21 protein-coding genes and 1 tRNA gene are annotated in these 24,983 nt (G+C 68.8%); 14 read left to right on the top strand and 8 right to left on the bottom strand.

What is annotated here, in order from left to right; genetic code table 11:
- Positions 1-3 precede the first annotated feature (3 nt).
- Both ygfZ and AC5RUW_RS12200 read left to right on the top strand, forming a co-directional pair.
- A complete protein-coding gene (ygfZ, locus tag AC5RUW_RS12205; RefSeq protein ID WP_494160939.1) occupies positions 4-1,101 on the top strand; it encodes a CAF17-like 4Fe-4S cluster assembly/insertion protein YgfZ in 1,098 nt (365 codons plus the stop codon).
- Positions 1,102-1,204: 103 nt separating this feature from the next.
- On the top strand, positions 1,205-1,651 hold the full coding sequence (locus tag AC5RUW_RS12200; RefSeq protein ID WP_494160938.1) for an ankyrin repeat domain-containing protein: 447 nt from the start codon (positions 1,205-1,207) through the stop codon (positions 1,649-1,651).
- On the opposite strand, the gene AC5RUW_RS12195 is transcribed toward AC5RUW_RS12200, so the two are convergent.
- From AC5RUW_RS12195 to AC5RUW_RS12175, 5 genes are all read right to left on the bottom strand, one after another.
- Positions 1,648-2,367, bottom strand: a complete 720-nt coding sequence (locus AC5RUW_RS12195) for a GNAT family N-acetyltransferase (RefSeq protein ID WP_494160937.1) — start codon at positions 2,365-2,367, stop codon at positions 1,648-1,650. The two genes, AC5RUW_RS12200 and AC5RUW_RS12195, sit on opposite strands and share 4 nt — an antisense overlap.
- 57 nt (positions 2,368-2,424) lie before the next feature.
- Complete coding sequence (locus AC5RUW_RS12190) at positions 2,425-3,456, bottom strand: 6-phosphofructokinase (protein ID WP_494160936.1); 1,032 nt, start codon at positions 3,454-3,456, stop codon at positions 2,425-2,427.
- A gap of 100 nt (positions 3,457-3,556) precedes the next feature.
- A complete protein-coding gene (locus tag AC5RUW_RS12185; protein WP_494160935.1) occupies positions 3,557-3,817 on the bottom strand; it encodes a PspC domain-containing protein in 261 nt (86 codons plus the stop codon).
- Positions 3,818-3,905: 88 nt separating this feature from the next.
- Positions 3,906-4,208 carry a hypothetical protein gene (locus AC5RUW_RS12180; RefSeq protein WP_494160934.1) on the bottom strand — a complete coding sequence of 101 codons (303 nt, stop codon included), beginning with the start codon at positions 4,206-4,208 and terminating at the stop codon, positions 3,906-3,908.
- The gene (locus AC5RUW_RS12175; RefSeq protein ID WP_494160933.1) at positions 4,205-5,707 is read right to left on the bottom strand and encodes a PspC domain-containing protein; all 1,503 of its coding nucleotides are present in this window, start codon (positions 5,705-5,707) and stop codon (positions 4,205-4,207) included. The genes AC5RUW_RS12180 and AC5RUW_RS12175 overlap by 4 nt, the downstream gene beginning before the upstream one ends.
- Before the next feature lie 135 nt (positions 5,708-5,842).
- Here AC5RUW_RS12175 and AC5RUW_RS12170 point away from each other — a divergent pair, with 135 nt between their 5' ends.
- Positions 5,843-7,213 carry an ATP-binding protein gene (locus AC5RUW_RS12170; RefSeq protein ID WP_494160932.1) on the top strand — a complete coding sequence of 457 codons (1,371 nt, stop codon included), beginning with the start codon at positions 5,843-5,845 and terminating at the stop codon, positions 7,211-7,213.
- The gene (locus tag AC5RUW_RS12165) at positions 7,210-7,872 is read left to right on the top strand and encodes a LuxR C-terminal-related transcriptional regulator (RefSeq protein WP_494160931.1); all 663 of its coding nucleotides are present in this window, start codon (positions 7,210-7,212) and stop codon (positions 7,870-7,872) included. Before AC5RUW_RS12170 ends, AC5RUW_RS12165 begins: the two co-directional genes overlap by 4 nt.
- Positions 7,873-7,974: 102 nt before the next feature.
- Here the strand turns inward: AC5RUW_RS12165 and AC5RUW_RS12160 are convergent, their stop codons facing one another.
- Positions 7,975-9,195 (bottom strand): pyridoxal phosphate-dependent aminotransferase, encoded by a 1,221-nt coding sequence (locus AC5RUW_RS12160; protein WP_494160930.1) that lies wholly within the window; start codon positions 9,193-9,195, stop codon positions 7,975-7,977.
- 301 nt (positions 9,196-9,496) lie between these two features.
- On the opposite strand from AC5RUW_RS12160, the gene AC5RUW_RS12155 reads away from it, so the two are divergent.
- The 8 genes from AC5RUW_RS12155 to rplL all read left to right on the top strand — a co-directional run bounded on the left by AC5RUW_RS12155 (position 9,497) and on the right by rplL (position 14,817).
- A tRNA-Trp gene (locus tag AC5RUW_RS12155) sits at positions 9,497-9,569 on the top strand.
- 99 nt (positions 9,570-9,668) lie between these two features.
- Positions 9,669-9,935 carry a preprotein translocase subunit SecE gene (gene secE / locus AC5RUW_RS12150; RefSeq protein WP_494005637.1) on the top strand — a complete coding sequence of 89 codons (267 nt, stop codon included), beginning with the start codon at positions 9,669-9,671 and terminating at the stop codon, positions 9,933-9,935.
- An 88-nt stretch (positions 9,936-10,023) separates the two neighbouring features.
- Positions 10,024-10,842 (top strand): transcription termination/antitermination protein NusG, encoded by an 819-nt coding sequence (gene nusG / locus AC5RUW_RS12145; RefSeq protein WP_494160929.1) that lies wholly within the window; start codon positions 10,024-10,026, stop codon positions 10,840-10,842.
- Between the two features lie 127 nt (positions 10,843-10,969).
- On the top strand, positions 10,970-11,401 hold the full coding sequence (rplK, locus tag AC5RUW_RS12140; protein WP_494005635.1) for a 50S ribosomal protein L11: 432 nt from the start codon (positions 10,970-10,972) through the stop codon (positions 11,399-11,401).
- A 130-nt stretch (positions 11,402-11,531) separates the two neighbouring features.
- On the top strand, positions 11,532-12,239 hold the full coding sequence (gene rplA, locus AC5RUW_RS12135; RefSeq protein ID WP_494160928.1) for a 50S ribosomal protein L1: 708 nt from the start codon (positions 11,532-11,534) through the stop codon (positions 12,237-12,239).
- A 103-nt stretch (positions 12,240-12,342) separates the two neighbouring features.
- Positions 12,343-13,485 (top strand): GNAT family N-acetyltransferase, encoded by a 1,143-nt coding sequence (locus tag AC5RUW_RS12130; RefSeq protein WP_494160927.1) that lies wholly within the window; start codon positions 12,343-12,345, stop codon positions 13,483-13,485.
- Positions 13,486-13,807: 322 nt separating this feature from the next.
- Positions 13,808-14,377: a 50S ribosomal protein L10 gene (gene rplJ, locus AC5RUW_RS12125; RefSeq protein WP_494160926.1), complete on the top strand. Its 570-nt coding sequence runs from the start codon at positions 13,808-13,810 to the stop codon at positions 14,375-14,377.
- Between the two features lie 59 nt (positions 14,378-14,436).
- Positions 14,437-14,817, top strand: coding sequence for a 50S ribosomal protein L7/L12 (gene rplL / locus AC5RUW_RS12120; RefSeq protein ID WP_494160925.1), 381 nt, complete (start codon positions 14,437-14,439; stop codon positions 14,815-14,817).
- A 71-nt stretch (positions 14,818-14,888) separates the two neighbouring features.
- Here rplL and AC5RUW_RS12115 read toward each other — a convergent pair whose 3' ends face one another.
- Positions 14,889-15,446: an aminoacyl-tRNA deacylase gene (locus AC5RUW_RS12115; RefSeq protein WP_494161065.1), complete on the bottom strand. Its 558-nt coding sequence runs from the start codon at positions 15,444-15,446 to the stop codon at positions 14,889-14,891.
- 74 nt (positions 15,447-15,520) lie between these two features.
- Positions 15,521-16,741 (bottom strand): acetyl-CoA C-acetyltransferase, encoded by a 1,221-nt coding sequence (locus tag AC5RUW_RS12110; protein ID WP_494160924.1) that lies wholly within the window; start codon positions 16,739-16,741, stop codon positions 15,521-15,523.
- A gap of 631 nt (positions 16,742-17,372) precedes the next feature.
- Here AC5RUW_RS12110 and rpoB point away from each other — a divergent pair.
- Together rpoB and AC5RUW_RS12100 are read left to right on the top strand one after the other, a co-directional pair.
- The gene (rpoB, locus tag AC5RUW_RS12105) at positions 17,373-20,873 is read left to right on the top strand and encodes a DNA-directed RNA polymerase subunit beta (RefSeq protein ID WP_494005629.1); all 3,501 of its coding nucleotides are present in this window, start codon (positions 17,373-17,375) and stop codon (positions 20,871-20,873) included.
- A gap of 201 nt (positions 20,874-21,074) precedes the next feature.
- A complete protein-coding gene (locus AC5RUW_RS12100; RefSeq protein ID WP_494005628.1) occupies positions 21,075-24,965 on the top strand; it encodes a DNA-directed RNA polymerase subunit beta' in 3,891 nt (1,296 codons plus the stop codon).
- Positions 24,966-24,983: the final 18 nt, after the last annotated feature.

Below are 24,983 nucleotides of genomic sequence, written 5' to 3'. Positions count from 1 at the left end.
GTCATGACGTACTCCAGCCCCCTGCTCTCCCGCCCCGGCGCCGTTGAGGCCTCCGGCGCCGACGCCGGCGTCGCGGCCCACTACGGCCGCCCCCTGCCCGAACAGCGTGCCCTGGCGGCAGGGCAGGCCGTGGTCGACCTGTCCCACCTCGGCGTGGTGACCGTGACCGGTCCCGACCGGCTCAGCTGGCTGCATACGCTTTCCTCCCAGCAGCTCACCGGCCTGGCTCCCGGGACCTCCACCGAACTGCTGCTGCTCAGCGTCCAGGGCCGCATCGATTACCAAGCGCGGGTGCTCGACGACGGCGAGCGGACCTGGCTGATCGTCGAACCGCACCTCGCGGCGCCGCTTGCGGCGTGGCTGGAGTCCATGAAGTTCATGCTCCGCGTGGAGGTCGCCGATGTGTCGGCACAGTGGGCCGTCCTGGGCAGCACCGTTCAGGTGCCCGCCTGGTCGGATGGTCTGATGTGGGCGGATCCCTGGCCCCGGGTCGCCCCGGGCGGTTGGGCCTACACCGCGGTGGCGGAGGAATCCCATCCCGGCCACGAGCGCAGCTGGCACGAGTATCTGGTGCCGGCGGACGGGCTGGAGAGCGCGGTGGAGGCCTCCGGACTTCCGCTGGCCGGCAGCATGGCCGCGGAGGCGCTTCGGATCGCCGCGTGGCGGCCCCGGCAGGGACTCGACACCGATGAAAAGACCATTCCGCACGAGCTGGACCTGCTCCGCACGGCGGTCCATCTGTCCAAGGGCTGCTACAAGGGGCAGGAGACCGTGGCCCGCGTCCACAACCTCGGCCACCCGCCGCGGCGGCTGGTGTTCCTGCAGCTGGACGGTTCGCTGCACACCCTTCCCGCCGCAGGCAGCGAGGTCGTGGCCGGCGGGCGCACCGTCGGCCGGGTGACCAGCGCCGCCCAGCACTACGAGATGGGCGCTGTGGCGCTGGCCGTGGTCAAGCGGTCCACCGATCCGGCGGTCACGCTCCAGGTGCGTGACGGTGAGGAGATCTACGCCGCCGCCCAGGAACTGATTGTCGCTCCCGACGCCGGGCAGGTGGTCGGACGCCCCGCCGGGCTGCTGCGCGGGGTCCGCACGCCGCGCTGACCGTCGTGCGAAACTGGTAACCGCAGAGACAGCAGCCGGCCCGGACGGGGCGGTACGCGGAAACCGTGCCGCCGGAACGGCGCGGTGAGGAGAGGACCGATCAATGAGTGAGCATCCGGACACCGGGGCCCAGGCCCCCGCCGGCGGCCCGAACGAAGATGAGCAGATGCTGGAGCTGGCGGCACGCCTGTTCGATGCCGCACGTGCCGGCCATGCCTCGGTTCTGGTGCCCTACCTCGACGCCGGTGTTCCGGTGAACCTCACCAGCTCGACCGGTGACACCCTGCTGATGCTCGCCGCGTACCACGGCCATGCGCCGCTGGTGGAGCTGCTGCTGCGCCGCGGCGCCGATCCGGACACCCTCAACGACCGGGGCCAGTCGCCCCTGGCCGGAGCGGTGTTCAAGGGGTACTCGGAGGTCGTGGAGGTCCTGGTCGCCGCCGGCGCGGACCCCGACGCCGGCACGCCCTCCGCCCGCGAGGCGGCCGCGTTCTTCAACCGCCCGGACCTGGCGGCCCTGCTGGGCTCCGGCCCGGCAGAGCAGGCCTAGGCTGCCGGCAGGGCGACCGAGGCGCGCAGTCCGGCCGCTATGAATCCGCTGCTGACGGCCGTGCGTGCGGCGCCCACATTTCCGGATTCCACCCGCCACTGAGGGATCAGGCCCGCCGCCATGGCATCTTCCACAGCCACCGCGCTGATGTAGCTGCCCAGTCCGCGGCGGCGTACGGCCGGCGCCGTCAGGACGGACATGTCGGCCAGGATCCCCTCGCTGAGCGAATAGCCGGCCCCGGACAGGACCCGTTCCTCCCCGGCGGAGTCGTCGACCAGGGTGAACACCGAGTCCCGCGCGCTCAGCCCGGCCTCGGAAACGTCGTCGGGCGGGCAGAGCCGCTCAAGCGCGCCCACCAGCAGGGGATCCTCGCCCACCGCGTAGTCCTCGGCGGGGAACAGGGTGGGAAACGTGTCTGCGAAATACAGCAGCTCGGTGCCCAGCGCCCGGCCGCCCACGTCGTGAGAAAGCCGCATGAGGGTGGAGCCGCGGGTCAGTTCCGACAGGGATTTGGACCGGACGTACTCCGCGGCCCACTCCGGCCCGCAGAATACCTCCCGCCCGAACAGGCGGACGAAGGAAAGCCGCCGCGGTTCGGCGGTGACGTGGTAGATGCGCTCGTTCGCGTCGGCATCAGCGAGGGCACCGTCATCGAGGCCGAGGCCCCGGGACCATGCCAGCTGGATGATGGCGATTGTTCCCGGATCAAGATCCATAGGTGCCAACCTACACCCGCAGGCCGTCCGTCACGGGAAACCCACAGGGTGCGCGGCCTACCCGAAAAGGATTGCGGCTTCCTCGTAGCGGGACTGCGGAACCCGCTTGAGGTTGCCCAGTGCCTTCTCAAAGCCGACGTTGACGATGTTGGTTCCACTGAGCGAAACCATGGTGCCCCACAGCCCCTGCATCACCGAATCCACCGAGGCCATGCCCAGCCTGGTCGCGAGCACCCGGTCGTAGGCCGTGGGAACCCCGCCGCGCTGGATGTGGCCGAGCACGGTGGCGCGGGTCTCGATGCCGGTCCGGGCTTCGATTTCCGGCGCCAGCAGCTCGCCGATGCCGCCGAGCCGCGGGCGGCCGAAGCTGTCCAGGCCGCGCTCGGAGTGCGGGGTTTCCATGTCGGTGGTGACGAAGCCCTCCGCCACGACCACCAGCGGCGCACGGCCGCGGGCCCAGGCCTCGTTGACCCACTGCGCCACCTGGTCCAGGCTCGCGGGATGCTCGGGAATGAGGATGGCGTGCGCACCGGCCGCCATCCCGGAATGCAGGGCAATCCAGCCGACGTGGCGGCCCATCACCTCGGCAACCATGCAGCGGTGATGGGACTCGCCGGTGGTGCGCAGCCGGTCGCAGGCCTCCGTGGCGATCTGCACCGCGGTGTCGAAGCCGAAGGTGTAATCGGTGGCGTCGAGGTCGTTGTCCACCGTCTTGGGCACGCCGACAATCTGCAGGCCGGCATCGGTCAGGCGCTGCGCGGCCGCGAGCGTGCCTTCACCGCCGATCGCGATGATCGCGTCGATGCCCAGCCGGGCCAGGGTCGCCTTGATGTTCTCCGGCCCGCCGTTGGGGCCTTCAAAGGGGTTGGTGCGCGAGGTGCCGAGGATGGTACCGCCCTGCTTCGAGATGCCGCGCACCATCTGGCGGGGCAGATCCATGACATCACCGTCGACGACGCCGCGCCAGCCGTCGCGGAACCCGACGAACTCAACGCCGTCGTACTCTTTGATGCCTTTGAGCACCGCGCCGCGGATCACCGCGTTGAGGCCGGGGCAGTCGCCGCCGCTGGTCAGAATCCCGATCTTCATACTGCACACCCCTGCTGTCGTAAGCGCCGGACTTCCCGCCATTCTAGCCACGGGAACGGCGGGAAGGACTCAGGCGGCGCCGGTGCGACGGATCCGGAGCCTAATGACCCGGGCCGGGGCGCGTCGTGCGGCCCACGATGCTTTCCAAGAGGATCCGGCCGTCATACCTGGGCAGCAGCAGCCAGGCCACCAGGTACGTTCCCACTCCGATGAACGGCAGCAGGAAGCTGAGCAGCACACCGACCCGGACCAGGGCCACATCCCATCTGAAGTAGGCAGCTATACCGGCGCAGACGCCCCCGAGCCAGCCCCGACCGCGGCGGATGGGGGAGCGGCGGAGGAAATTGAAGAAGCTGTCCATGGCGGCGAAGTTCCTAACTGCGGCCGCAGCCGCGTTCGTCTTAACGGTTCCGGGCCGGGCGGCCGCGGTCCGGTGTGCTGCCGGAGCGTCAGCTCCGGCGGTTCACAGCTGTCAGCAGCCCGCCGACCACCAGTGCGGTACCCGCACCGATGGTCAGGCCCAACGCCACAAGCCCGGCGTCCAGCTGCACATCGGCCACCCGCACGGCCAGCAGGAGGGAGGCCAGCGAAATCAGGACCAGGCCCCAGACTATTGTGCCCACGCGCATCGGCCGGCGCTCCCCGACAGGCCCGTTCCCGGGCTGCAGTCCGGCGCTTTCGGGTCCGGCACCCGGCACGTGCTCCGGATCGGGGAGGAAGCCCCCGCTGTCGCTGTTCATGCTGCTGCTCATCGGTTGATCCCGCTTTCATTCGTGGTGACCAGGACGTTGCTGACGATGCCCTGGACTTCAATGACCAGCCGGCTGCCCTCTTCTTCGGCATTGAGCCGCTTCTCCTCGCCGCCGGTCCAGATGCCGGCGGAGGTCTGCTGTGAGCCGCCTTCTTCAAGGGAGACGTTTCCGAGCACCATCTCCGAGCGGACACTCACCGGCACGTCGTCGGGCACGAGGATGGCCACGTCACCGGCGGCCACGGACACCGGCACGGTGACCGTGCCGTCCCGCAGCTCATCCGTCAGGCCGGTGAGGTCCAGATTGCCCTGTGCTGCGGCCACGGTGTAGCCGTCGGCGGCCCTGCCGACGGAGTCCACGGTCCAGGTCGACTGGTTGGCCACCACGACATTTGAGTGGAGCAGGTTTCCGCCTGCGGCCGCGGCGCCGGCCAGGGCCAGGACCGCCAGGACTCCGGACGGGCCCGAGGACCGCCCGAGGCAGCCCAGCACGACGATCCCCAGGCCCAGGACCCCGGCTGCCGCCGCGAGGGCGGTGGCAGCCGGCTCCTCGAACATCAGCGAGCCGGTGTAGTCCAGGGCGAGCAGGACGCCTGCCGTCAGCAGGCCGGACCCGAGCAGGAGCATGGTCCACCCCGCCGGCGGAGTGGACGAGCAGGTTTCCGAAGCGGGTTCGCTCGCCGCCGGACCGTAGGCTGCTCCCCAGCCGTCGCGACCGTTCCGGGTGCCGGCGTCGCCTGCGGCCCCGTGGCCGTAGGACCCCGTTCCGTAGCCGCCGGTTCCGTTGGCCGCCGCCCCGTAGGAGCCCGCCCCGTAGCCGTCGGCTCCGCCCGGGCTGGCCGGAGCGGCGTCGGCGGCGGAAGCAGCGGTCCCGGCGGGAAGCCCGGGCAGGGCATGGCCGGCAGCAGAGGCATCCGGGCCGGTTCTCCCGTGCTGGTCCACGCGCCCGCCCTCGGGGGCAGCAAAGTCGTTCGGCGGCCGGTCGCCGCCGGCTTCACCCGGACGGCGGTTCCGGGTGGAGAGCCAGTACACCAGCACAATGACGCCGGCGATCCAGAAGACCCCCCAGTAGGCGCCGGACAGCCAGCCGTCCCGGGCCCAGAAGGAGATCCCCGGACCGCCCAGGCCCAGCACCGAGAACACGAGGGCACCGGTCATGCCTGCGCTCCAGCGACCGGCGGCCGCCTCCTCGACCTGGATCCGTCCGTCCGGTTCGGGAAGCAGGGCCCAGGCCACGCCGTAGGCCAGCAGCCCGACGCCGAAGAGTCCGAACACGATGAACAGCCCGCGGACCAGGGCGGGGTCAAGGCCGGTCCGGACGGCGATACCCTCGGCGACGCCGGCGATCCACCGGTTCTCCGAACGCACGACGCCGAGCCCGCGCAGCCAGGCGAAGAAGGCGCCGGCCGGCGGCCGACCGGGGGAGCCGGCGGGGCGGCCGCCTGCCGGGGAAGGGGAGTCGTGGGTGCCGGCTGCTCCCGGCACGGAGGATTCGTTCATGGATACCAGTCAACCGGGCGCGGATGTCCGGCGCATCGGGGATGTCCCTGAGACCGTCCCTGAACCTGCCCTGAACGTTCGGCAAAGAACCGGCGAAACCGCATTCCGGGGCGCGGCGCGTGCTTGGATGGAGACGTGAAAGCTCCCCTCGTCCGTCCTTCCCGTGCCCCCGTGGCCGGAGTCTGCGCCGGGTTGGCCGCCCATCTCGGCTGGGAGCCGGGCCTGGTGCGCGCAGGCATGGTGGCGCTGACCCTGGCCGGCGGCGCCGGAGCGGTCCTGTACGCCTGGCTGTGGGTGAGCGTTCCGACGGCCGAGGAGTCGGCGGCGGGCGCCGGCCGCAATCCGCGCAGCGTGGCGGAGAACTTCGCCCGTTATCTCCAGCAGGCCGGCAGCGGATCGGCGGGCCGCCGGACGGCGGCCCTCGGGAACCGGGATGTCCTCATCGGAGCGGCGCTGCTGCTGCTGGCCGGGGCCGTCATCGCCCAGCGCTTCGGGGCAGGCATCGACCTGGGCATGCTGGTCCCGGTCGCGGCGGTTGCGGGCGGCGCGGTGCTCGCCTGGTCCCAGCTTGATGCCAGCCGCCGGGCCGAACTGGTCCAGGGCGCCGGCGCCAACCGGGCCGCAGGACTCGTCCGGCTGCTCCTCGGGCTGCTGCTGGCCATCTTCGGCCTGCTGCTGATCGTGGCCGGCTCCATGACCTGGGACGTGCTGGCGGCGGGAATGCTGGCCTCCCTGGCCGTGGTTGCCGGGGCGGCCCTGGTGCTGGCTCCGTGGGCCGTGAAGTACTGGCGGGAACTGCAGCGGGAACGGTCCGGGCGGATCCGCGAGGCGGAACGGGCGGAAATCGCCGCGCATCTGCATGACTCCGTGCTGCAGACCCTGGCCCTGATCCAGAACCGGGCCGGCTCGGAGGCCGAGGTGACCAGGCTGGCCCGCGCGCAGGAACGCGAACTGCGGCAATGGCTCTACGCGGACCGCAGCCGCACCGCAGGACGGCTGGCCGACGTCCTCGGCACCATTGCGGCCGAGGTCGAGGATGCGTACGGGCACCCGGTGGAAGTGATCGCTGTGGGGGAGGAAGCGCCCGGCACCGACACCGGTGCGCTGGCCCAGGCCGCCCGTGCCGCCCTGCTCAACGCCGCGCAGCACGCGGGCGGGCCGATCTCCGTCTACCTGGAGTGCGGGCCGGAGACGCTGGAGGTCTTCATCCGGGACCGGGGCACCGGGTTCGATCCGGACACCGTTCCGGAGGACCGCCTCGGCGTCCGTGAATCGATCGTGGGCCGGATGCGGCGCCATGGCGGCCAGGCGAGGATCAGGAGCGGGGCGGAAGGCACCGAGGTCCACCTCAGCCAGCCGGTCACGGTCCCGCCGCCGGACCCTGCACAGGGCCAGCCTCCGTCGGACCCGGGACAGGGCCGGCGGCCGGCGCCCGACGGCGGGACAGCCGCAGGGCGGCCTGCGGCAGGCGGATTTCGAACCGGTACGACGACGGAGGACAAGTGAACACGGGGGAACCGATCAGCGTGGTGGTCGTCGACGACCATGCCATTTTCCGCTCCGGCCTGCGGGCGGACCTGGACGGGCGGGTCCGGGTGGTGGGTGAGGCGGACACCGTTGAGTCGGCGGTCGCGGCCATCCGCACCGCCCGGCCCCGGGTGGTGCTGCTGGATGTGCATCTGCCCGGCGGGTCGGGCGGCGGCGGCGCCGAGGTGATCGCCGGCTGCTCCGACCTCCTGCCCGCCACCCGATTCCTGGCGCTCAGCGTGTCCGATGCGGCGGAGGACGTCGTCACGGTCATCCGGGCCGGCGCCCGCGGCTACGTAACCAAGACCGTGTCCGGAGCCGAGATCTCCGATGCCGTGGCCAGGGTCGCCGAGGGCGACGCTGTCTTTTCGCCGCGCCTGGCGGGCTTCGTGCTCGATGCCTTCGGCACGGCCCCTGCCCCCGCGGCGGCCTCCGACGATGAGCTGGACCGGCTCTCGGCCCGCGAGCTGGAAGTGATGCGGCTGATCGCCCGGGGCTACAGCTACAAGGAGACCGCCAAAGAACTGTTCATCTCCGTCAAGACGGTCGAAACGCATGTCTCCGCCGTCCTGCGCAAGCTCCAGCTCTCCTCGCGCCACGAGCTCACCCGATGGGCGGCCGCCCGGCGGCTGCTCTGACCCGGGCCGGGGCCTGTCCCCGGAGGGCAGGCAGCACAAAGCCCCGGTCCGCCTCAACGGCCGGGGCTTTGTGCTGCTGCGGGGCTGTTCGAAGCTGCGGGACTACCGGCCGCGGCCGAGGTAGTCCTGCAGCCGCTGCATGCCCGTCGCCAGGTCGTCGTCGCCGAGGGCGTAGGACAGCCGCAGGAAACCGGACGGGCCGAACGCCTCACCCGGTACGACGGCGACCTCTGCCTCGTCCAGGATCAGCGCCGCCAGTTCGGCCGAGGTCTGCGGACGCACCGGGCCCGCAGCGGCCGGAAATTCACGGCCGAGCAGCCCGCGCACGTCGGGATAGGCGTAGAACGCGCCCTGCGGAACGGGGCAGTCCACGCCGTCGATGCTGTTCAGGGCCGTCACCATCGCCCGGCGCCGGCGGTCGAAGGCAAGCTTCATCTCCTCCACCTCGGTCAGCGGCCCGGAGACGGCGGCCAGCGCCGCCATCTGGGACACGTTGGAGACGTTCGAGGACAGGTGCGACTGGAGGTTGGTCGCTGCCTTGACGACGTCGTTCGCGGCGATCATCCAACCGACCCGCCAGCCGGTCATTGCATACGTCTTGGCGACGCCGTTGAGCACCACGACCTTGTCGCCCAGCTCGGGGGAGCGGGTGGCGATGGAGGTGAACGGCACGCCGTCGTACGTCAGGTGCTCATAGATTTCGTCCGTGATCACCCACAGCCCGTGGTCGGCGGCCCACATGCCGATCTCGGCAACCTGGTCGGGAGGATAGACGGCACCGGTGGGGTTCGAGGGGGAGACGAACAGCAGGACCTTGGTGCGGTCGGTGCGGGCCTGGTCAAGCTGCTCCACGGTGACCATGTAGCCCTGCTCGGGGCCGGCGAAGACCTCGACGGGAACGCCGCCAGCCAGCCGGATGGCCTCCGGGTAGGTGGTCCAGTAGGGGGTGGGGACGAGGACCTCGTCACCCGGGTCCAGCAGCGTCGCGAACGCCTCGTAGACAGCCTGCTTGCCCCCGTTGGTGACCAGCACCTGCGACGGATCCACCTCGTAACCGGAGTCCCGGCGGGTCTTTTCGGCAATGGCCTGCTTCAGCTCCGGCAGGCCCCCGGCGGGGGAGTACCGGTGGAAGCGGGCTTCCCGGGCGGCGGCGACGGCCGCCTCCACGATGTAGCCGGGGGTGGGGAAATCCGGCTCTCCCGCTCCGAAGCCGATCACGGGGCGCCCGGCGGCCTTCAGCGCCTTGGCCTTGGCGTCCACGGCCAGGGTGGCGGATTCGGTGATGGCGGCGATGCGCTGTGAGATGCGCCCGGTGGATGGCATTGCGTTCCCGTCTGTGCTGGAGCAGGTACTTGGTGGTGCGGTTCCGGACAGGGGTCCGGGCCGGTTCCAGCTTAGGACTGTGCGGCGGCGCACACCACTCGCAGGGCGGGCGACGGCGCCCCCGGGCGCCACAAACCGGTGCCTGCGGGGAGGCCGGTTCGACGTGGCGGGAAAAAGTGCGTAAAGTGGATGAGCGGTGCGAAAGACACCCACTGACCTGTGCCCGCAGGACAGGCGAAACCGGGGTAATCCGCCCGGTTCGCCGAACGGCAGGTGCAGGCGGTAGAGTGGTTTCCTCCAAAGGGTAGTGGCGCAATTGGTAGCGCAGCGGTCTCCAAAACCGCAGGTTGCAGGTTCGAGTCCTGTCTGCCCTGCGCACGGCTGTCGACGAGGCAGCATTCGCAGTCCAACATGCAGCAGCAGTCATCAGCGCTCGTGCTGGGGCTGTGAACCGACACAGAGTGAGGCGGAAGGTGACCGAAACGGCTGCCAGCAGCTCGAAGGGGCGCCCCTCCAGAGAGCCCGGGAAGCGGGGCTTCTTCGCGTCGATCGCACTCTTCCTGCGCCAGGTCATCGCTGAACTGAAGAAGGTCGTTACGCCGACCCGCGCGGAACTGCTGCGGTACACGCTCGTCGTCCTGGCCTTCGTGGTCGTCATGATGCTCATCGTGACGGCACTGGACTTTGTCTTTGGCACGGGGGCTCTGTGGATCTTCGGCTCGGGCGGCGGCGAAAGCTAGCCGACCCTGTCCGCCAGGCCCGGAGAGACGCCCGAGGCCCTGAGCTGGTGACAAATTCGGAGCTCTGAAGCAGAAAGCAGGAATCTACGTGTCCGAGCAGGAACTCGAAGCACAGACGAACGAGGGCCACGCCGGCCTTGACGCCGAGCCCGAGGTGGCCGCCGCCATCGACGAGGCCGCCGCGGGCGACACCGCCGAGGAGACCGTCGTCGACGCGACCGGCGAGGACGCCGAGGATCAGGCCGACGCCGGCGAACCGGACGAGGGTGGGGACGCCGAGACGGCCGCCGAGCCCGAGGAAGAGGATCCCGCCGTCGCCTTCAAGGCGAAGCTCCGCCGCCAGGAGGGTGACTGGTACGTCATCCACTCCTACGCCGGCTACGAAAACCGCGTGAAGGCCAACCTCGAAACCCGCATCCAGACCCTGGACATGGAAGAGCAGATCTTCGAAATCCAGGTCCCGATGGAGGAAGTCGTCGAGATCAAGAACACCACGCGCAAGATCGTAAACCGGGTGCGCATCCCGGGTTACGTCCTGGTCCGCATGGAGCTCACCGACGAGTCCTGGGGCGTCGTCCGCCACACGCCCGGCGTCACCGGCTTCGTGGGCAACGCCCACAACCCGGTCCCGCTGAGCCTCAACGAGGTGTTCTCCATGCTGGAGCACACCATCGCCAAGCCGAAGGCTGAGGCAGGCAAGGCCGCCGCAAAGGCCCAGGCCAGCGCCGTGACCGTCGACTTCGAGGTCGGCGAGTCCGTCACGGTCAACGACGGACCGTTCGAGACCCTCCCCGCTACGATCTCGGAGATCAAGCCGGAGTCCCAGCAGCTGGTGGTCCTCGTGACCATCTTCGAGCGTGAGACCCCAGTGACCCTGTCCTTCAGCCAGGTCACCAAGATCCAGTAGCCGAAGACTTCGCCGCCCGAGGGAGTGCTTTACCCGCGGGCGGCGTTCGGCCGCCGCGCCACGGCGGCCACCAACCCGGCCGGACGCTCCTGTCCTCCGGGAACAAAATGAAGAGAAGGACCCTTTCATGGCCCCCAAGAAAAAGGTCACCGGCCTCATCAAGCTGCAGATCCAGGCAGGCGCCGCCAACCCGGCTCCTCCGATCGGTCCTGCGCTTGGCCAGCACGGTGTCAACATCATGGAGTTCTGCAAGGCGTACAACGCCGCCACGGAATCCCAGCGCGGAAACGTCATCCCGGTGGAGATCACGGTCTACGAGGACCGCTCGTTCACCTTCATCACCAAGACCCCGCCGGCCGCTGAGCTGATCAAGAAGGCTGCGGGCGTTGCGAAGGGCTCCGCCACTCCGCACACCGTCAAGGTCGCCAAGCTGACCCAGGCGCAGGTCGACGAGATCGCCGCCACCAAGATGGAAGATCTGAACGCCAACGATGTCCAGGCCGCGGCCAAGATCATCGCCGGCACCGCCCGTTCCATGGGCATCACCGTCGAGGGCTAGTACCCCTCCGCCGCTTCCGCGGCAACCGTCCGCCCCCAAGCGGACATCAACCGAAACGCCGCCGCAGGGCGGCACGTGGCAGGGCCCGGCGCGGTCCGACAGACCACAACTGCACAAGGAGAATAAGCAGATGGCAAAGCGCAGCAAAGCATATGAAGCGGCTGTGGCCAAGATCGATGCGGACAAGCTGTACGCACCGGCCGAGGCCGTAGCCCTGGCGAAGGAAACCAACCCTTCGAAGACCGACGCCACCGTCGAGGTCGCCTTCCGCCTGGGCGTCGACCCCCGCAAGGCCGACCAGATGATCCGCGGCACGGTCAACCTGCCCAACGGCACCGGCAAGACCGCCCGCGTCCTGGTCTTCGCCACCGGCGAGAAGGCTGAAGCGGCCCTGGCCGCCGGCGCCGACTTCGTGGGCTCCGACGACATGATCGAGAAGGTCGCGGCCGGCTGGACCGACTTCGACGCCGCCGTCGCCACCCCGGACATGATGGGCAAGGTCGGCCGCCTGGGCCGCGTGCTCGGCCCGCGTAACCTGATGCCGAACCCGAAGACCGGCACGGTGACCCCCAACGTCGCCAAGGCTGTCTCCGACATCAAGGGCGGCAAGATCGACTTCCGCGTCGACAAGCACTCGAACCTGCACTTCATCATCGGCAAGACCTCGTTCGACGCCCAGAAGCTGGCCGAGAACTACGCCGCCGCCCTGGAGGAAGTGCTCCGCCTGAAGCCGTCCGCGGCCAAGGGACGCTACATCCAGAAGGCCACCGTGACCACCACCTTCGGCCCCGGCATCTCCGTGGACCCGAGCGTGACCAAGGTCCTCGCCGACGCTTAGTCCGGCTGCCGGATCCTGCATCCGGCTCCGCCTGAAGGCGGCCGCAGCATTCGCTGCGGCCGCCTTTTTGCTGCCCCCGGCTCCCTGGGGCAGGATGTGGGCCATGACACAGCTTCCCATCGCCGTCGAGGCCCTGCCCATCCCGCGATCTCTGGACGACGCCGGCCCGGCCGCCGCGGATTTCGCTGCGGCCGTCGCCCTGGTCAACGAGTCGATGCGGCATCTGTGGGGCAGCAGCGACTTCGATGAGTCGGTGCGGACCCAGCTGGCAGCGCACCGGCCGAGCCCGATGCGTCGGCGCCTGCTCCTGGCGGCGCGCCACGGGGACGCCATCGTGGGGGTCGCGACGGCACGGCTGCCGCTGCTGGACAACACCCGGTCGGCCTACGTGCACGTCACGGTGTCGCCGCGGGCCCGCCGGTCCGGAGTGGGCCGCAGGCTGTACGCAGCCATCGAGGAGGCGGTGAAGGCCGAGGGCAGGACCACGCTCCTGGCGGAGACCGAACACCCCGGTCGGCGGCCCGTCCCGGCAGGAGGTCCGGCCCCCGCGGCCGGAGCCGCCGCACCGGCTGATGCAGCCGCGGGCCTGACGCCCGCAAGTGCGGCCGGATCCGTTCCCCGGGACGCGGCAGCGGGCTTCGCGCTGGCCGCCGGGTTCGGTCTCGAGCAGGTGGAACGGGTCAGCAGGCTGGACCTGGCCGGCGGCCGGCCGACACGCGCACAGCTCGAAGCCGCGGTCGCCGAAGCAGGTTCCGACTATGCCGTGGAGTTCTGGCAGGGCGCCTGCCCCGAGGAAACCGTTGCCGGTTACGCCTATTTGAAGCAGCGGATGAGCACCGATGCTCCGATGGCCGACCTGGACCTGGAGGAGGAACAGTGGGATGCAGCCCGGGTCCGGGAGGGGGAGCGCAGAATCGCGGCGATGGGCGCCCGCGAGCTGGTCAGCGCGGTCCGGCACCTGCCGTCGGGAACTCTGGTGGGACACACGGTGCTGATGGTCTTTGACGCCGTCCCGGCTGCCGCCTTCCAGGACGACACGCTGGTGCTGCGCGGGCACCGCGGCCACCGGCTGGGAACCGTGCTCAAGGCAGCCAACCTGCTGCGCCTGGACGAGGAGCTCCCGGCCGTGGAGCGGATCTGGACCTGGAACGCCGTCGAGAACCGGCACATGCTGGACATCAATGAAGCGCTCGGCTTCCGGGCCGTCGGTGCCTCCGGGGAATGGCAGAAGGTGCTCCGCCGCTGACCCGGGTCCGGCCCGCAGGTGGGCGAACCCGTCCCGCACCCGGCGGATTTGTCCCGGCAGAGGATCTCCCGTAGTCTGGATCTACCAAAGACCGTCGGTCGATGCTGTTCACACCCCCTTCGCAAAAGCCAGCCTGGCCGCTGCGCGGGATACACGGGATGGACAGGATCCGAAAGTCCCCGCACCGGGGCGGCCTGCGCAGGTGAACGAAGGAAGCTTTCCGGCATGCCGTGCATGCCCTCCGGCGCCCCGTGCATCTGCCCGGGGCGTTTCTTATGTTCGGGACCCGATCCACCGGCACCAATTCCCCGGAAGGAGGGTTATGGCAACGCCAACCAAGGTGTCAGCCGTCGAGGAAATCGCCAGCGATTTCAAGGACTCGACCGCTGCTGTCCTAACCGAATACCGCGGGCTCTCCGTTGCACAGCTCAAGGAGCTGCGTCGTTCGCTCGGCCAGGACACCAAGTACTCGGTCGTGAAGAACACCCTGACCGGCATTGCAGCCAAGGAAGCCGGCATCGACGCGTTCGACGGCCAGCTGTCCGGCCCCACTGCAATCGCCTTCATCAAGGGTGACGCAGTTGCTGCCGCCAAGAGCCTCACGGACTTTGCCAAGGCAAACCCGCAGCTGATCATCAAGACCGGTCTCTTCGAGGGCAAGGCCCTCGACGCCTCCGGTGTTGCTGAACTGGCTGCGCTCGAGTCCCGCGAGTTCCAGCTCGCCCGGGTGGCCGGTGTCCTCAAGGCACCGATGTCCGCTCTGGCCCGCACCATGGACGCTCTGCGCCTGAAGCTCGAGGAAGAGGGCGGCGCCGCCGCTGCTCCCGCTGCGGAAGAGGCCCCGGCCGCCGCAGAAGAAGCTCCGGCTGCCGAAGCCGCCACCGAAGAGTAAGCACTCTTCTTTTCAAACTCCCGGTGCTGAGCACCACTTACTAGGAAGGACGCCACACCATGGCGAAGCTCACCAACGAAGAGCTCCTCGAAGCTTTCAAGGAAATGACCATCATCGAGCTCTCCGACTTCGTTAAGGTCTTCGAGGAGACCTTCGACGTCACCGCCGCCGCCGTTGCCGTTGCCGGCCCGGCTGCCGGTGGCGGAGATGCCGCTGCCGCTGAGGAGAAGTCCGAGTTCGACGTCGTCCTCGAAGCCGCCGGCGACAAGAAGATCGCCGTCATCAAGGAGGTCCGCGCGCTGACTTCCCTGGGTCTGAAGGAAGCCAAGGACCTGGTCGACTCCGCTCCGAAGGCCGTGCTGGAAGGCGCGAACAAGGAGACCGCCGACAAGGCCAAGGAAGCCCTCGAGGCCGCCGGCGCCACCGTCACCCTCAAGTAGTTTCCTGCCGGTCCGCCGGCAGCTGCTTACGGGAAAGACCCCGCTCCCGATGGGAGCGGGGTCTTTCCCGTTTAACCTGCTGTGAAACCTGCCTGGGCCGCAGCCGGCTCGGTGATGTCCGTGACGACGGCGCCCAGGGCCCGCAGCAGGTCATCAGCGGCCACGAACAGGTTCACGCCGTGGGCGCCCGCTCCCATCGAGACGCGGCGGCCGCGGATCCGCTCGTCGGCGTACACCGGCCAGGTGCGGCTGCTGCCCAGGGGAGTGATGGTGCCGCGCTCATATCCGGTCGCCTCGAGCGCGAGCGCGGGTGAAGGCATTGACAGCTTGCTGACGCCGACGGCGGCGCGCAGCTTCGGCCAGGAGATCTGCCGGTCCCCGGGGACGAGGGCGAACAGGTATTCACCCTCGCTGCGGCGTACCACCAGCGACTTCACGACATCGGCGGCTGTGATGCCGAGCAGTGCGGCAGCTTCCGGCAGGCTTGCCGCCGGCGGCCGGACGACGAACTCGACATCGAGCCCGGCGTCGTGGACGGCGCGGACCACCCTCGGGTTCGCCGCCAGCGGCCCCGGCGGGGTGTGCGGTCCGTCCGGCCCGTGCGTCGCCTGCGTCGCCTGCGGAGCCATCGGAGCGCCGGGAGCGCCTGAAGCATCCTTACCGGAAGCCTCCGCGCCGCCCGGTGCCCGGCCGGCGGGGGTGCTCACTCTCCGTCGCGGTAGAGCAGCAGCGCCTCACCCTGGCCGCCGCCGCCGCAGAGCGAGACGCCGGCGCGGCCCGAACCGCGCCGGAACAGTTCGTGGGCGGCATGGAGGGCAAGGCGGGCACCGGAGGCACCGATCGGATGGCCCAGCGCAATGGCGCCGCCATGGATGTTGCACCGGTCCAGGTCGATGCCCAGTTCGTTCAGGGACTGCACTGCCACCGCGCCGAAGGCTTCGTTGATCTCAATGAAATCGAGGTCGGACGTCGTCCAGCCTGCGCGCTCCAGCGCCTGGAACAGTGCGTTGGACGGCTGCGAGTGGAGCGTGTTGTCGGGCCCGGCAACCTGGCCCGGGAGGCCGACGGAGGCGAGGACCTGCAGGCCGTGCGCGTCGGCGTATTCCCGGGTCGCCAGCACCAGCGCGCTGGCACCGTCGGACAGGGGCGAGGAGTTGCCGGCCGTGATCGTGCCCTCCGGATCGAAGGCGGGGCGCAGGGACGCCAGCGTATCCACCGTGGTGTTCGGCCGCACGCCCTCGTCGGTGGAGAGCACCAGCGGCTCGCCGCGGCGCTGCGGCACGGTCAGGGGCACGATTTCGACGTCGAAGACTCCCGCGGCCGCGGCGGCGGCGGCGCGCTGATGCGATGCCGCTGCGACCTCGTCCTGTTCCAGCCGCTTGATCGCGAGCCGGGTGTTGCCGCGCTCGGTGGAGACGCCCATGGAGTCGCCGTCGAACGCATCCGTCAGGCCGTCGTGCGCCACGGAGTCGAGCACCGAGATGTTGCCGTAGTTCCAGCCCTGGCGCGAGCCGGGGAGCAGGTGCGGGCCCCGGGTCATGGACTCCTGGCCGCCGGCGACCACGACCGTGGCTTCGCCGCCGCGGATCAGGCGGGCGGCGTCGATCACCGCAGCCAGCCCGGAAAGGCAGACCTTGTTGACGGTCACAGCGGGCACATTCCAGCCGATGCCCGCAGCCAGGGAGGCCTGCCGGGCCGGATTCTGCCCGCAGCCGGCCTGCACCACGTGCCCCATGATGACGGAATCGACGTCGGCGGCCGGAACCCCGGCACGCTCCAGGGCGCCGGAAATCGCGAAGGAACCCAGCTCGACGGCGGTGAACGCAGCGAGCTGCCCCTTCAGCCGGCCCTGCGGGGTGCGTGCCCCGCCGACGATGACCACTTCAGGCGTCGCGGGTCCTGTGCCCTGCGGGGGAATACTCATGTGCGTCGAATCACTTTCGTCGTCGAAACGGATGCTGCCCCTTAGAGTACAGGCGCGCCCGACGATGGGGGAGTGGTTTCCCGGAGGGTGGGCGACGCCGGATGAGGCCGATCAGGGCGGCGACGGCGGACGGCGGCGATGGGTAGTGCTCCCGGTATCGCCGCCGGGCGGTCCGCCGGCCGGGTTATCCCCGGAAACGCCGGAAATGAGGCGCCCGAGCGGAATCTGGGGTACTCTGTCTGTTGTCCGGTGCGTCAGCGGTGCGTCCGGCAGGTCGGTGCAAGCCGGCAGTTCGAAGCGAACATCCCGCAGCTCCCCGGCAGCGCGCCGCGGCAGTACTGTCCTTCCCGGTCACCGTCCGGGACCGGCTCCTTGCAGAGGGAAGCCCGGAGACAGGAACCCGGCGCAGCAACGAGGTTGAGCGCACCGGGATCGCGGGACCGGGTAGACTTCTGTGCCCGAAAAGCCTATAGTAGGTATTTGCTTCCCTCTGTTAACCTTCAGCCTTCATATAGCGGTGGGCTTTGTTCCGCCGGTCCGTTGCCGGCCGGCGCCATGCGTGCGGACTCTGTCCGCAGCGGGCAGGGGGAGAAGCGCGAAACACGCCTGAAGGTCTGTGGAAGGATCCCTCTTGGTCGCCTCGAGCACCTCTAATATTTCAACCGCTAGCAATGCCGGGAACATCGGCTCCCGGATTTCATTCGCCAAGATTCACGAACCGCTGGACGTTCCCAATCTTCTGGCCCTGCAGACGGACAGCTTCGACTGGCTCGTCGGCAACGAGCGCTGGAAGGCGCGGGTTGCCAAGGCCCAGGAAACCGGTGAGCAGGGTGTCGCCACCACCTCCGGACTCGCGGACATCTTCGAGGAAATCTCCCCGATCGAAGACTTCCAGGGCACCATGTCCCTGAGCTTCTCGGAGCCGGAGTTCGCCGATCCGAAGTACACGATGGCCGAGTGCAAGGACCGCGACGCGACCTACTCAGCCCCGCTGTACGTCAAGGCCGAGTTCATGAACAACAACACGGGCGAGATCAAGCAGCAGACCGTGTTCATGGGCGACTTCCCGCTGATGACCGACAAGGGAACCTTCGTCATCAACGGCACCGAGCGCGTCGTCGTGTCGCAGCTGGTGCGTTCCCCGGGCGCCTACTTCGAGCGCGCCGCGGACAAGACCAGCGACAAGGACATCTACACCGCGAAGATCATTCCTTCCCGCGGTGCCTGGTTCGAGCTGGAGATCGACAAGCGCGACCAGGTCGGCGTCCGCCTCGACCGCAAGCGCAAGCAGTCCGTCACCGTGCTGCTCAAGGCCCTGGGCTGGACCGAAGGCCAGATCCTGGAGACCTTCGGCGAGTACGACTCCATCCGCGCCACGCTGGAGAAGGACACCACCGAAACCCGCGAGGATGCCCTGCTGGACATCTACCGCAAGCTGCGCCCGGGAGAGCCGCCGACGGTCGAGGCCGCGCAGGCGCTGCTGGAGAACCTCTACTTCAACCCGAAGCGCTACGACCTGGCCAAGGTCGGCCGGTACAAGATCAACCGCAAGCTCGGCGTCGACAAGCCGATCGATGCTCCGGAGTCCTCGGTGCTCGACACCGACGACATCGTCGCGATGATCAAGTTCCTGGTCGCGCTGCACGCCGGTGAGAAGACCATCCCGGGCAAGCGTGACGGCGAGGACGTCGAAATCCGCGTCGAGGTCGACGACATCGACCACTTCGGCAACCGCCGCATCCGCGCCGTGGGCGAGCTGATCGAGAACCAGATCCGCACCGGCCTGAGCCGCATGGAGCGCGTGGTCCGCGAACGCATGACCACCCAGGACGTCGAGGCCATCACGCCGCAGACCCTGATCAACATCCGCCCGGTCGTGGCCGCGATCAAGGAGTTCTTCGGAACCTCCCAGCTCTCGCAGTTCATGGACCAGAACAACCCGCTGGCCGGGCTGACGCACAAGCGCCGCCTGTCCGCGCTGGGCCCGGGCGGCCTGTCCCGCGACCGCGCCGGCATGGAGGTCCGTGACGTCCACCCGTCGCACTACGGCCGCATGTGCCCCATCGAAACCCCTGAAGGCCCGAACATCGGCCTGATCGGTTCGCTGGCCTCCTACGGGCGGATCAACGCGTTCGGCTTCATCGAGACCCCGTACCGCAAGGTCGTCGACGGCGTCGTCACCGATCAGGTGGACTACCTGACCGCCGACGACGAGGTGGAGCGCACCATCGCCCAGGCGAACGCCCCGCTGCGCGCCGACAACCACTTCGAAGAGGACCTGGTCCTCGTCCGTGCCCGCGGCGGATCCGGCGAGCCCGTGCTCGTCGAGCCCAACGAGGTCGAGTACATGGACGTCTCCCCGCGCCAGATGGTGTCGGTGGCGACCGCCTTGATTCCGTTCCTCGAGCACGACGACGCCAACCGCGCCCTCATGGGTGCGAACATGCAGCGCCAGGCCGTGCCGCTGCTCCGTTCCGAGCGTCCCGTCGTGGGCACCGGCATGGAGAAGTACGCCGCGGTTGACGCCGGCGACTCCGTCGTGGCCGCCAAGCCCGGCGTCGTCACCGAGGTCTCCGCCGACCTGGTGACCGTGCTGAACGACGACGGCACCGAGACCAGCTACCCGATCATGAAGTTCGCGCGCTCCAACCAGGGCAACGCGTACAACCAGCGGGTGCTCGTCTCCGAGGGCCAGCGTGTCGAGGTCAACAGCATCATCGCCGACGGACCCTCCACCGACCAGGGCGAACTGGCGCTGGGCAAGAACCTGCTCGTCGCGTTCATGTCCTGGGAAGGCCACAACTACGAGGATGCGATCATCCTCTCCCAGCGCATGGTCTCCGACGACGTCCTCACCTCGATCCACATCGAGGAGCACGAGGTCGACGCCCGCGACACCAAGCTGGGCGCCGAGGAAATCACCCGCGACATCCCCAACGTGTCCGAGGAGGTGCTCTCGCAGCTCGATGAGCGCGGCATCATCCACATCGGCGCCGAGGTTGAAGCCGGCGACATCCTGGTCGGCCGTGTCACCCCGAAGGGCGAAACGGAACTGACCCCGGAGGAGCGCCTGCTGCGCGCGATCTTCGGCGAGAAGTCCCGCGAAGTCCGCGACACTTCCCTGAAGGTTCCGCACGGCGAGTCCGGAACTGTCATCGGCGTGCGCATCTTCGACCGCGACAACGACGACGAGCTGCCCCCGGGCGTGAACCAGCTGGTGCGCGTCTACGTTGCCCACAAGCGCAAGATCACCGACGGCGACAAGCTGGCCGGCCGCCACGGCAACAAGGGCGTCATCTCCAAGATCCTCCCGATCGAGGACATGCCGTTCCTGGAAGACGGCACCCCCGTCGACGTCGTCCTGAACCCGCTGGGTGTTCCGGGCCGCATGAACGTCGGCCAGGTCCTGGAGATCCACCTGGGCTGGGCCGCCAAGCAGGGCTGGAAGATCGAGGGCGACCCCGAGTGGGCCCGCGCGCTGACCAACCTGCCGCGCGAAACCGGTCCGACCACCGTCGCGACCCCGGTCTTCGACGGCGCCAGCGAGCACGAGATCACCGGCCTGCTGGATTCGACCAACGTGACCCGCGACGGGGACCGCCTGATCGACGCCTCCGGCAAGGCACGCCTGTTCGACGGCCGCTCCGGCCAGCCGTTCCCGGAGCCGGTCTCCGTGGGCTACATGTACATCCTGAAGCTCCACCACCTGGTGGACGACAAGATCCACGCCCGCTCCACCGGCCCGTACTCGATGATCACCCAGCAGCCGCTGGGCGGTAAGGCGCAGTTCGGCGGCCAGCGCTTCGGTGAAATGGAAGTCTGGGCCCTGGAGGCGTACGGCGCCGCCTACACCCTGCAGGAACTGCTCACCATCAAGTCCGATGACATCCACGGCCGCGTCAAGGTCTACGAGGCCATCGTCAAGGGCGAGAACATCCCGGAGCCGGGCGTTCCGGAATCGTTCAAGGTGCTCATCAAGGAAATGCAGTCGCTGTGCCTGAACGTCGAGGTCCTCTCGACCGAAGGCAACACGATTGAAATGCGTGACTCGGATGAAGAAGTCTTCCGGGCCGCGGAGGAACTGGGCATCGATCTGTCCCGCGCAGAGCCCAGCTCCGTCGAAGAGGTTTAGCAGGAGCGGCAGGCCCGGGTTGAACGCCCGGGCCTGCCACCGGCCCCGAAGGGGCTTGGAGGAAGGCGGCTTTAATATTTCCCGCGAGCTCTGCGAGCGCGGAAATGTCGTTGCCGCCGTTCCAAGCCCCGCAGGGGCCGCCCGAAACCTCTTCCGCACCCGAGACATTCAGATTTAGAGAACAAGAGAGAACAGGGACCCATGTCCAACGATTCCACGTTCGGCCTCATGCGCATCGGCCTGGCCACTGCGGACGAAATCCGCAACTGGTCTTACGGCGAGGTGAAGAAGCCCGAGACCATCAACTACCGCACCCTGAAGCCGGAGAAGGACGGTCTTTTCTGCGAAAAGATCTTCGGCCCCTCCCGCGACTGGGAATGCTACTGCGGCAAGTACAAGCGTGTCCGCTTCAAGGGCATCATCTGTGAGCGCTGCGGCGTCGAGGTCACCCGTGCCAAGGTCCGCCGCGAGCGGATGGGCCACATCGAGCTCGCTGCTCCCGTCACGCACATCTGGTACTTCAAGGGCGTGCCGTCGCGCCTGGGCTACCTGCTGGACCTGGCCCCGAAGGACCTGGAGAAGGTCATCTACTTCGCGGCCTACATGATCACCGGCGTCGACGAGGAGAACCGCCACGCCGAGCTGCCGAACCTGCAGGCCGAGCACGACCTGGAGCGCAAGCAGCTGGTGGACCAGCGCGACGCCGACATCGCCGCGATCGCCCGCGACCTCGAGGACGAGCTTGCCCGCCTCGAGGGCGAAGGCGCCAAGGCCGCCGACAAGAAGAAGGCCCGCGACTCCGCCGACCGCCAGATGGCCAAGGTCCGCCGCGACGCCGACGCCAACATCGAGCGCCTCGAGCAGGTCTGGGACCGCTTCAAGAACCTCAAGGTCGGCGACCTCGAGGGCGATGAGGGCCTGTACCGCGAACTGCGGGACCGCTACGGCCTGTACTTCGACGGTGCAATGGGCGCCGAGGCCATCAAGAAGCGCCTGGAGGACTTCGACCTGCAGGCAGAGGCCGACTCGCTGCGCGAGATCATCCAGAACGGCAAGGGCCAGCGCAAGACCCGCGCGCTGAAGCGCCTGAAGGTCGTCAACGCGTTCCTGACCACCACCAACAGCCCGCTGGGCATGGTGCTCGACGCCGTTCCGGTGATCCCGCCGGAACTGCGCCCGATGGTCCAGCTCGACGGCGGCCGCTTCGCGACCTCCGACCTGAACGACCTGTACCGCCGCGTCATCAACCGCAACAACCGCCTGAAGCGCCTGCTGGATCTCGGTGCCCCCGAGATCATCGTGAACAACGAAAAGCGCATGCTGCAGGAAGCCGTTGACTCGCTGTTCGACAACGGCCGCCGCGGCCGCCCGGTCACCGGGCCGGGCAACCGTCCGCTGAAGTCGCTGTCCGACATGCTCAAGGGCAAGCAGGGCCGCTTCCGCCAGAACCTGCTGGGCAAGCGCGTCGACTACTCGGGCCGTTCGGTCATCGTCGTCGGCCCGCAGCTGAAGCTGCACCAGTGCGGCCTGCCGAAGCAGATGGCGCTGGAGCTGTTCAAGCCGTTCGTGATGAAGCGCCTGGTTGACCTCAACCACGCCCAGAACATCAAGAGCGCCAAGCGCATGGTCGAGCGTTTCCGCCCGCAGGTCTGGGACGTGCTGGAAGAGATCATCACCGAACACCCGGTGCTGCTCAACCGTGCACCCACCCTGCACCGCCTGGGCATCCAGGCGTTCGAGCCGCAGCTGGTCGAAGGCAAGGCCCTCCAGCTGCACCCGCTCGTCTGCGGCGCGTTCAACGCCGACTTCGACGGTGACCAGATGGCCGTGCACCTGCCGCTGAGCCCCGAGGCCCAGGCCGAGGCCCGCATCCTGATGCTGTCCTCGAACAACATCCTGAAGCCCTCGGACGGCCGTCCGGTGACCCTGCCCTCGCAGGACATGATCATCGGCCTGCACCACCTCACCACCAAGCGCGAGGGTGCAGCCGGCGAAGGCCGCGTCTTCACCTCCCCGGCCGAGGCCATGATGGCCTTCGACCTGGGCGAGCTGGACCTGAACGCCGTCGTGAAGATGCGGATCGAAGGCTTCGTGCCCAGCGCGGACCAGCCCGCTCCGGAGGGGTGGACCGAGGGTGAGCCGGCGCTGATCGAGACCTCCCTCGGGCAGGTCATCTTCAACCAGACCCTGCCCGTGGACTACCCGTGGGTGGAGAAGGTTGCCGACAAGGGCCAGCTCTCCGCGATCGTCAACGACCTGGCCGAGCGCTACCCGAAGGTCGTCACCGCGGCAACGCTGGACAACCTGAAGGACGCCGGCTTCTACTGGGCCACCCGCTCCGGCGTGACCGTGGCCATCTCCGATATCGCCGCCCCGATCGACAAGCCCGCCATCATGGCCGGCTACGAGACGCAGGCCGCGAAGGTGGAGAGCCAGTACGGCAAGGGCCTGATCGCTGAAGACGAGCGCCGCCAGGAGCTCATCGACATCTGGAACAAGGCGACCAACGAGGTTGCCGCGGCCATGCGCGCCAACATGCCCACGGGCAACAACATCAACCGCATGGTCTCCTCCGGTGCACGAGGCAACTGGCTGCAGGTCCGGCAGATCGCCGGTATCCGCGGCCTGGTGGCCAACCCGAAGGGCGAGATCATCCCGCGTCCGATCAAGTCCTCCTACCGTGAGGGCCTGTCGGTGCTGGAGTACTTCATCGCCACCCACGGTGCCCGCAAGGGCCTGGCCGATACCGCTCTGCGTACCGCCAACTCGGGTTACCTGACCCGTCGTCTGGTGGACGTGTCCCAGGACGTCATCGTCCGTGAAGAGGACTGCGGTACCGAGCGCGGCCTGAACGTCACCATCGCGGTGCCGGACGCCAACGGCGAGCTGCAGCTGCACGAAGAGGTCGAGAACTCGGCCTACGCCCGGACGCTGGCGGCCGACGTCGTCGACGCCTCGGGCACCGTGCTGGCCAAGGCGGGCGACGATGTCGGAGACGTGCTGATCGGCAAGCTGTTCGAGGCCGGCATCACCGACATCAAGATCCGCTCCGTGCTGACCTGCGAGTCCGCCGTCGGAACCTGCGCGCTGTGCTACGGCCGTTCGCTGGCCACCGGCAAGACGGTGGACATCGGTGAAGCCGTGGGCATCATCGCCGCGCAGTCCATCGGCGAGCCCGGTACCCAGCTGACCATGCGTACCTTCCACACGGGCGGCATCGCCTCCGCGGAAGACATCACCCAGGGTCTGCCCCGTATCCAGGAGCTCTTCGAAGCCCGTACCCCGAAGGGTGTGGCTCCGATTTCGGAGGTCGCCGGACGGGTCACCATCGAGGAGACCGACCGCCAGCTGCGCGTCATCATCACTCCCGATGACGGCTCCGAGGAGATCGCCTACCCGGTCCTGCGCCGTGCCCGCCTCCTGGTCGCCGACGGCGACCACGTCGAGGTCGGCCAGCAGCTGGTCACCGGTGCGGTGGATCCGAAGCAGATCCTGCGCATCCTCGGCCCGCGCAAGGCCCAGGAGTTCCTGGTGGACGAGGTCCAGCGCGTGTACCGCAGCCAGGGCGTCGGCATCCACGACAAGCACGTGGAGGTCATTGTCCGGCAGATGCTGCGCCGCGTGACCGTGATCGAGTCCGGTGACTCCGAGCTGCTTCCGGGCGAGCTCGCCGAGCGCCGCCGGTTCGAGAGCGAGAACCGCCGCGTGGTGTCCGAGGGCCTGCGGCCGGCTTCCGGCCGTCCCGAGCTCATGGGCATCACCAAGGCCTCGCTGGCCACCGAGTCCTGGCTCTCCGCGGCCTCCTTCCAGGAGACCACCCGGGTCCTCACCCAGGCAGCGATGGAAGGCAAGTCCGACCCGCTGCTGGGCCTGAAGGAGAACGTGATCATCGGCAAGCTGATCCCGGCCGGCACCGGCCTGCCGCGGTACACCGAGGTCACGGTCGAGCCGACCGAGGAAGCGAAGGCCAGCCTGTTCACCGGCCCGAGCGCCTTCAGCGACTTCGACTACGCCGGAGTCGACGGCGGCCTCAGCCCCGAGTTCCACGCCATCCCGCTGGATGACTACGACATGGGCAGCGAGTTCCGCTAAACCCCGCAGGTCCGAAGG

The sequence above is a fragment of the Arthrobacter sp. Y3222053 genome (assembly GCF_059092805.1).
Note: the sequence above shows the minus strand (reverse complement) of the source record. Positions and strands in the feature narration are given on the sequence as shown.

Bases quoted from the DNA above. Each gene is read 5' to 3' on its own strand.
- rplJ (WP_494160926.1), top strand. From the start codon at position 13,808: ATGGCAACGCCAACCAAGGTGTCAGCCGTCGAGGAAATCGCCAGCGAT.
- AC5RUW_RS12110 (WP_494160924.1), bottom strand. From the start codon at position 16,741: ATGAGTATTCCCCCGCAGGGCACAGGACCCGCGACGCCTGAAGTGGTC.
- ygfZ (WP_494160939.1), top strand. From the start codon at position 4: ATGACGTACTCCAGCCCCCTGCTCTCCCGCCCCGGCGCCGTTGAGGCC.
- AC5RUW_RS12160 (WP_494160930.1), bottom strand. From the start codon at position 9,195: ATGCCATCCACCGGGCGCATCTCACAGCGCATCGCCGCCATCACCGAA.
- AC5RUW_RS12185 (WP_494160935.1), bottom strand. From the start codon at position 3,817: ATGGACAGCTTCTTCAATTTCCTCCGCCGCTCCCCCATCCGCCGCGGT.
- AC5RUW_RS12100 (WP_494005628.1), top strand. From the start codon at position 21,075: ATGTCCAACGATTCCACGTTCGGCCTCATGCGCATCGGCCTGGCCACT.
- rplK (WP_494005635.1), top strand. From the start codon at position 10,970: ATGGCCCCCAAGAAAAAGGTCACCGGCCTCATCAAGCTGCAGATCCAG.
- AC5RUW_RS12195 (WP_494160937.1), bottom strand. From the start codon at position 2,367: ATGGATCTTGATCCGGGAACAATCGCCATCATCCAGCTGGCATGGTCC.
- AC5RUW_RS12175 (WP_494160933.1), bottom strand. From the start codon at position 5,707: ATGAACGAATCCTCCGTGCCGGGAGCAGCCGGCACCCACGACTCCCCT.
- AC5RUW_RS12180 (WP_494160934.1), bottom strand. From the start codon at position 4,208: ATGAGCAGCAGCATGAACAGCGACAGCGGGGGCTTCCTCCCCGATCCG.
- AC5RUW_RS12200 (WP_494160938.1), top strand. From the start codon at position 1,205: ATGAGTGAGCATCCGGACACCGGGGCCCAGGCCCCCGCCGGCGGCCCG.
- AC5RUW_RS12190 (WP_494160936.1), bottom strand. From the start codon at position 3,456: ATGAAGATCGGGATTCTGACCAGCGGCGGCGACTGCCCCGGCCTCAAC.
- AC5RUW_RS12130 (WP_494160927.1), top strand. From the start codon at position 12,343: ATGACACAGCTTCCCATCGCCGTCGAGGCCCTGCCCATCCCGCGATCT.
- rplL (WP_494160925.1), top strand. From the start codon at position 14,437: ATGGCGAAGCTCACCAACGAAGAGCTCCTCGAAGCTTTCAAGGAAATG.
- AC5RUW_RS12115 (WP_494161065.1), bottom strand. From the start codon at position 15,446: ATGGCTCCGCAGGCGACGCAGGCGACGCACGGGCCGGACGGACCGCAC.
- rplA (WP_494160928.1), top strand. From the start codon at position 11,532: ATGGCAAAGCGCAGCAAAGCATATGAAGCGGCTGTGGCCAAGATCGAT.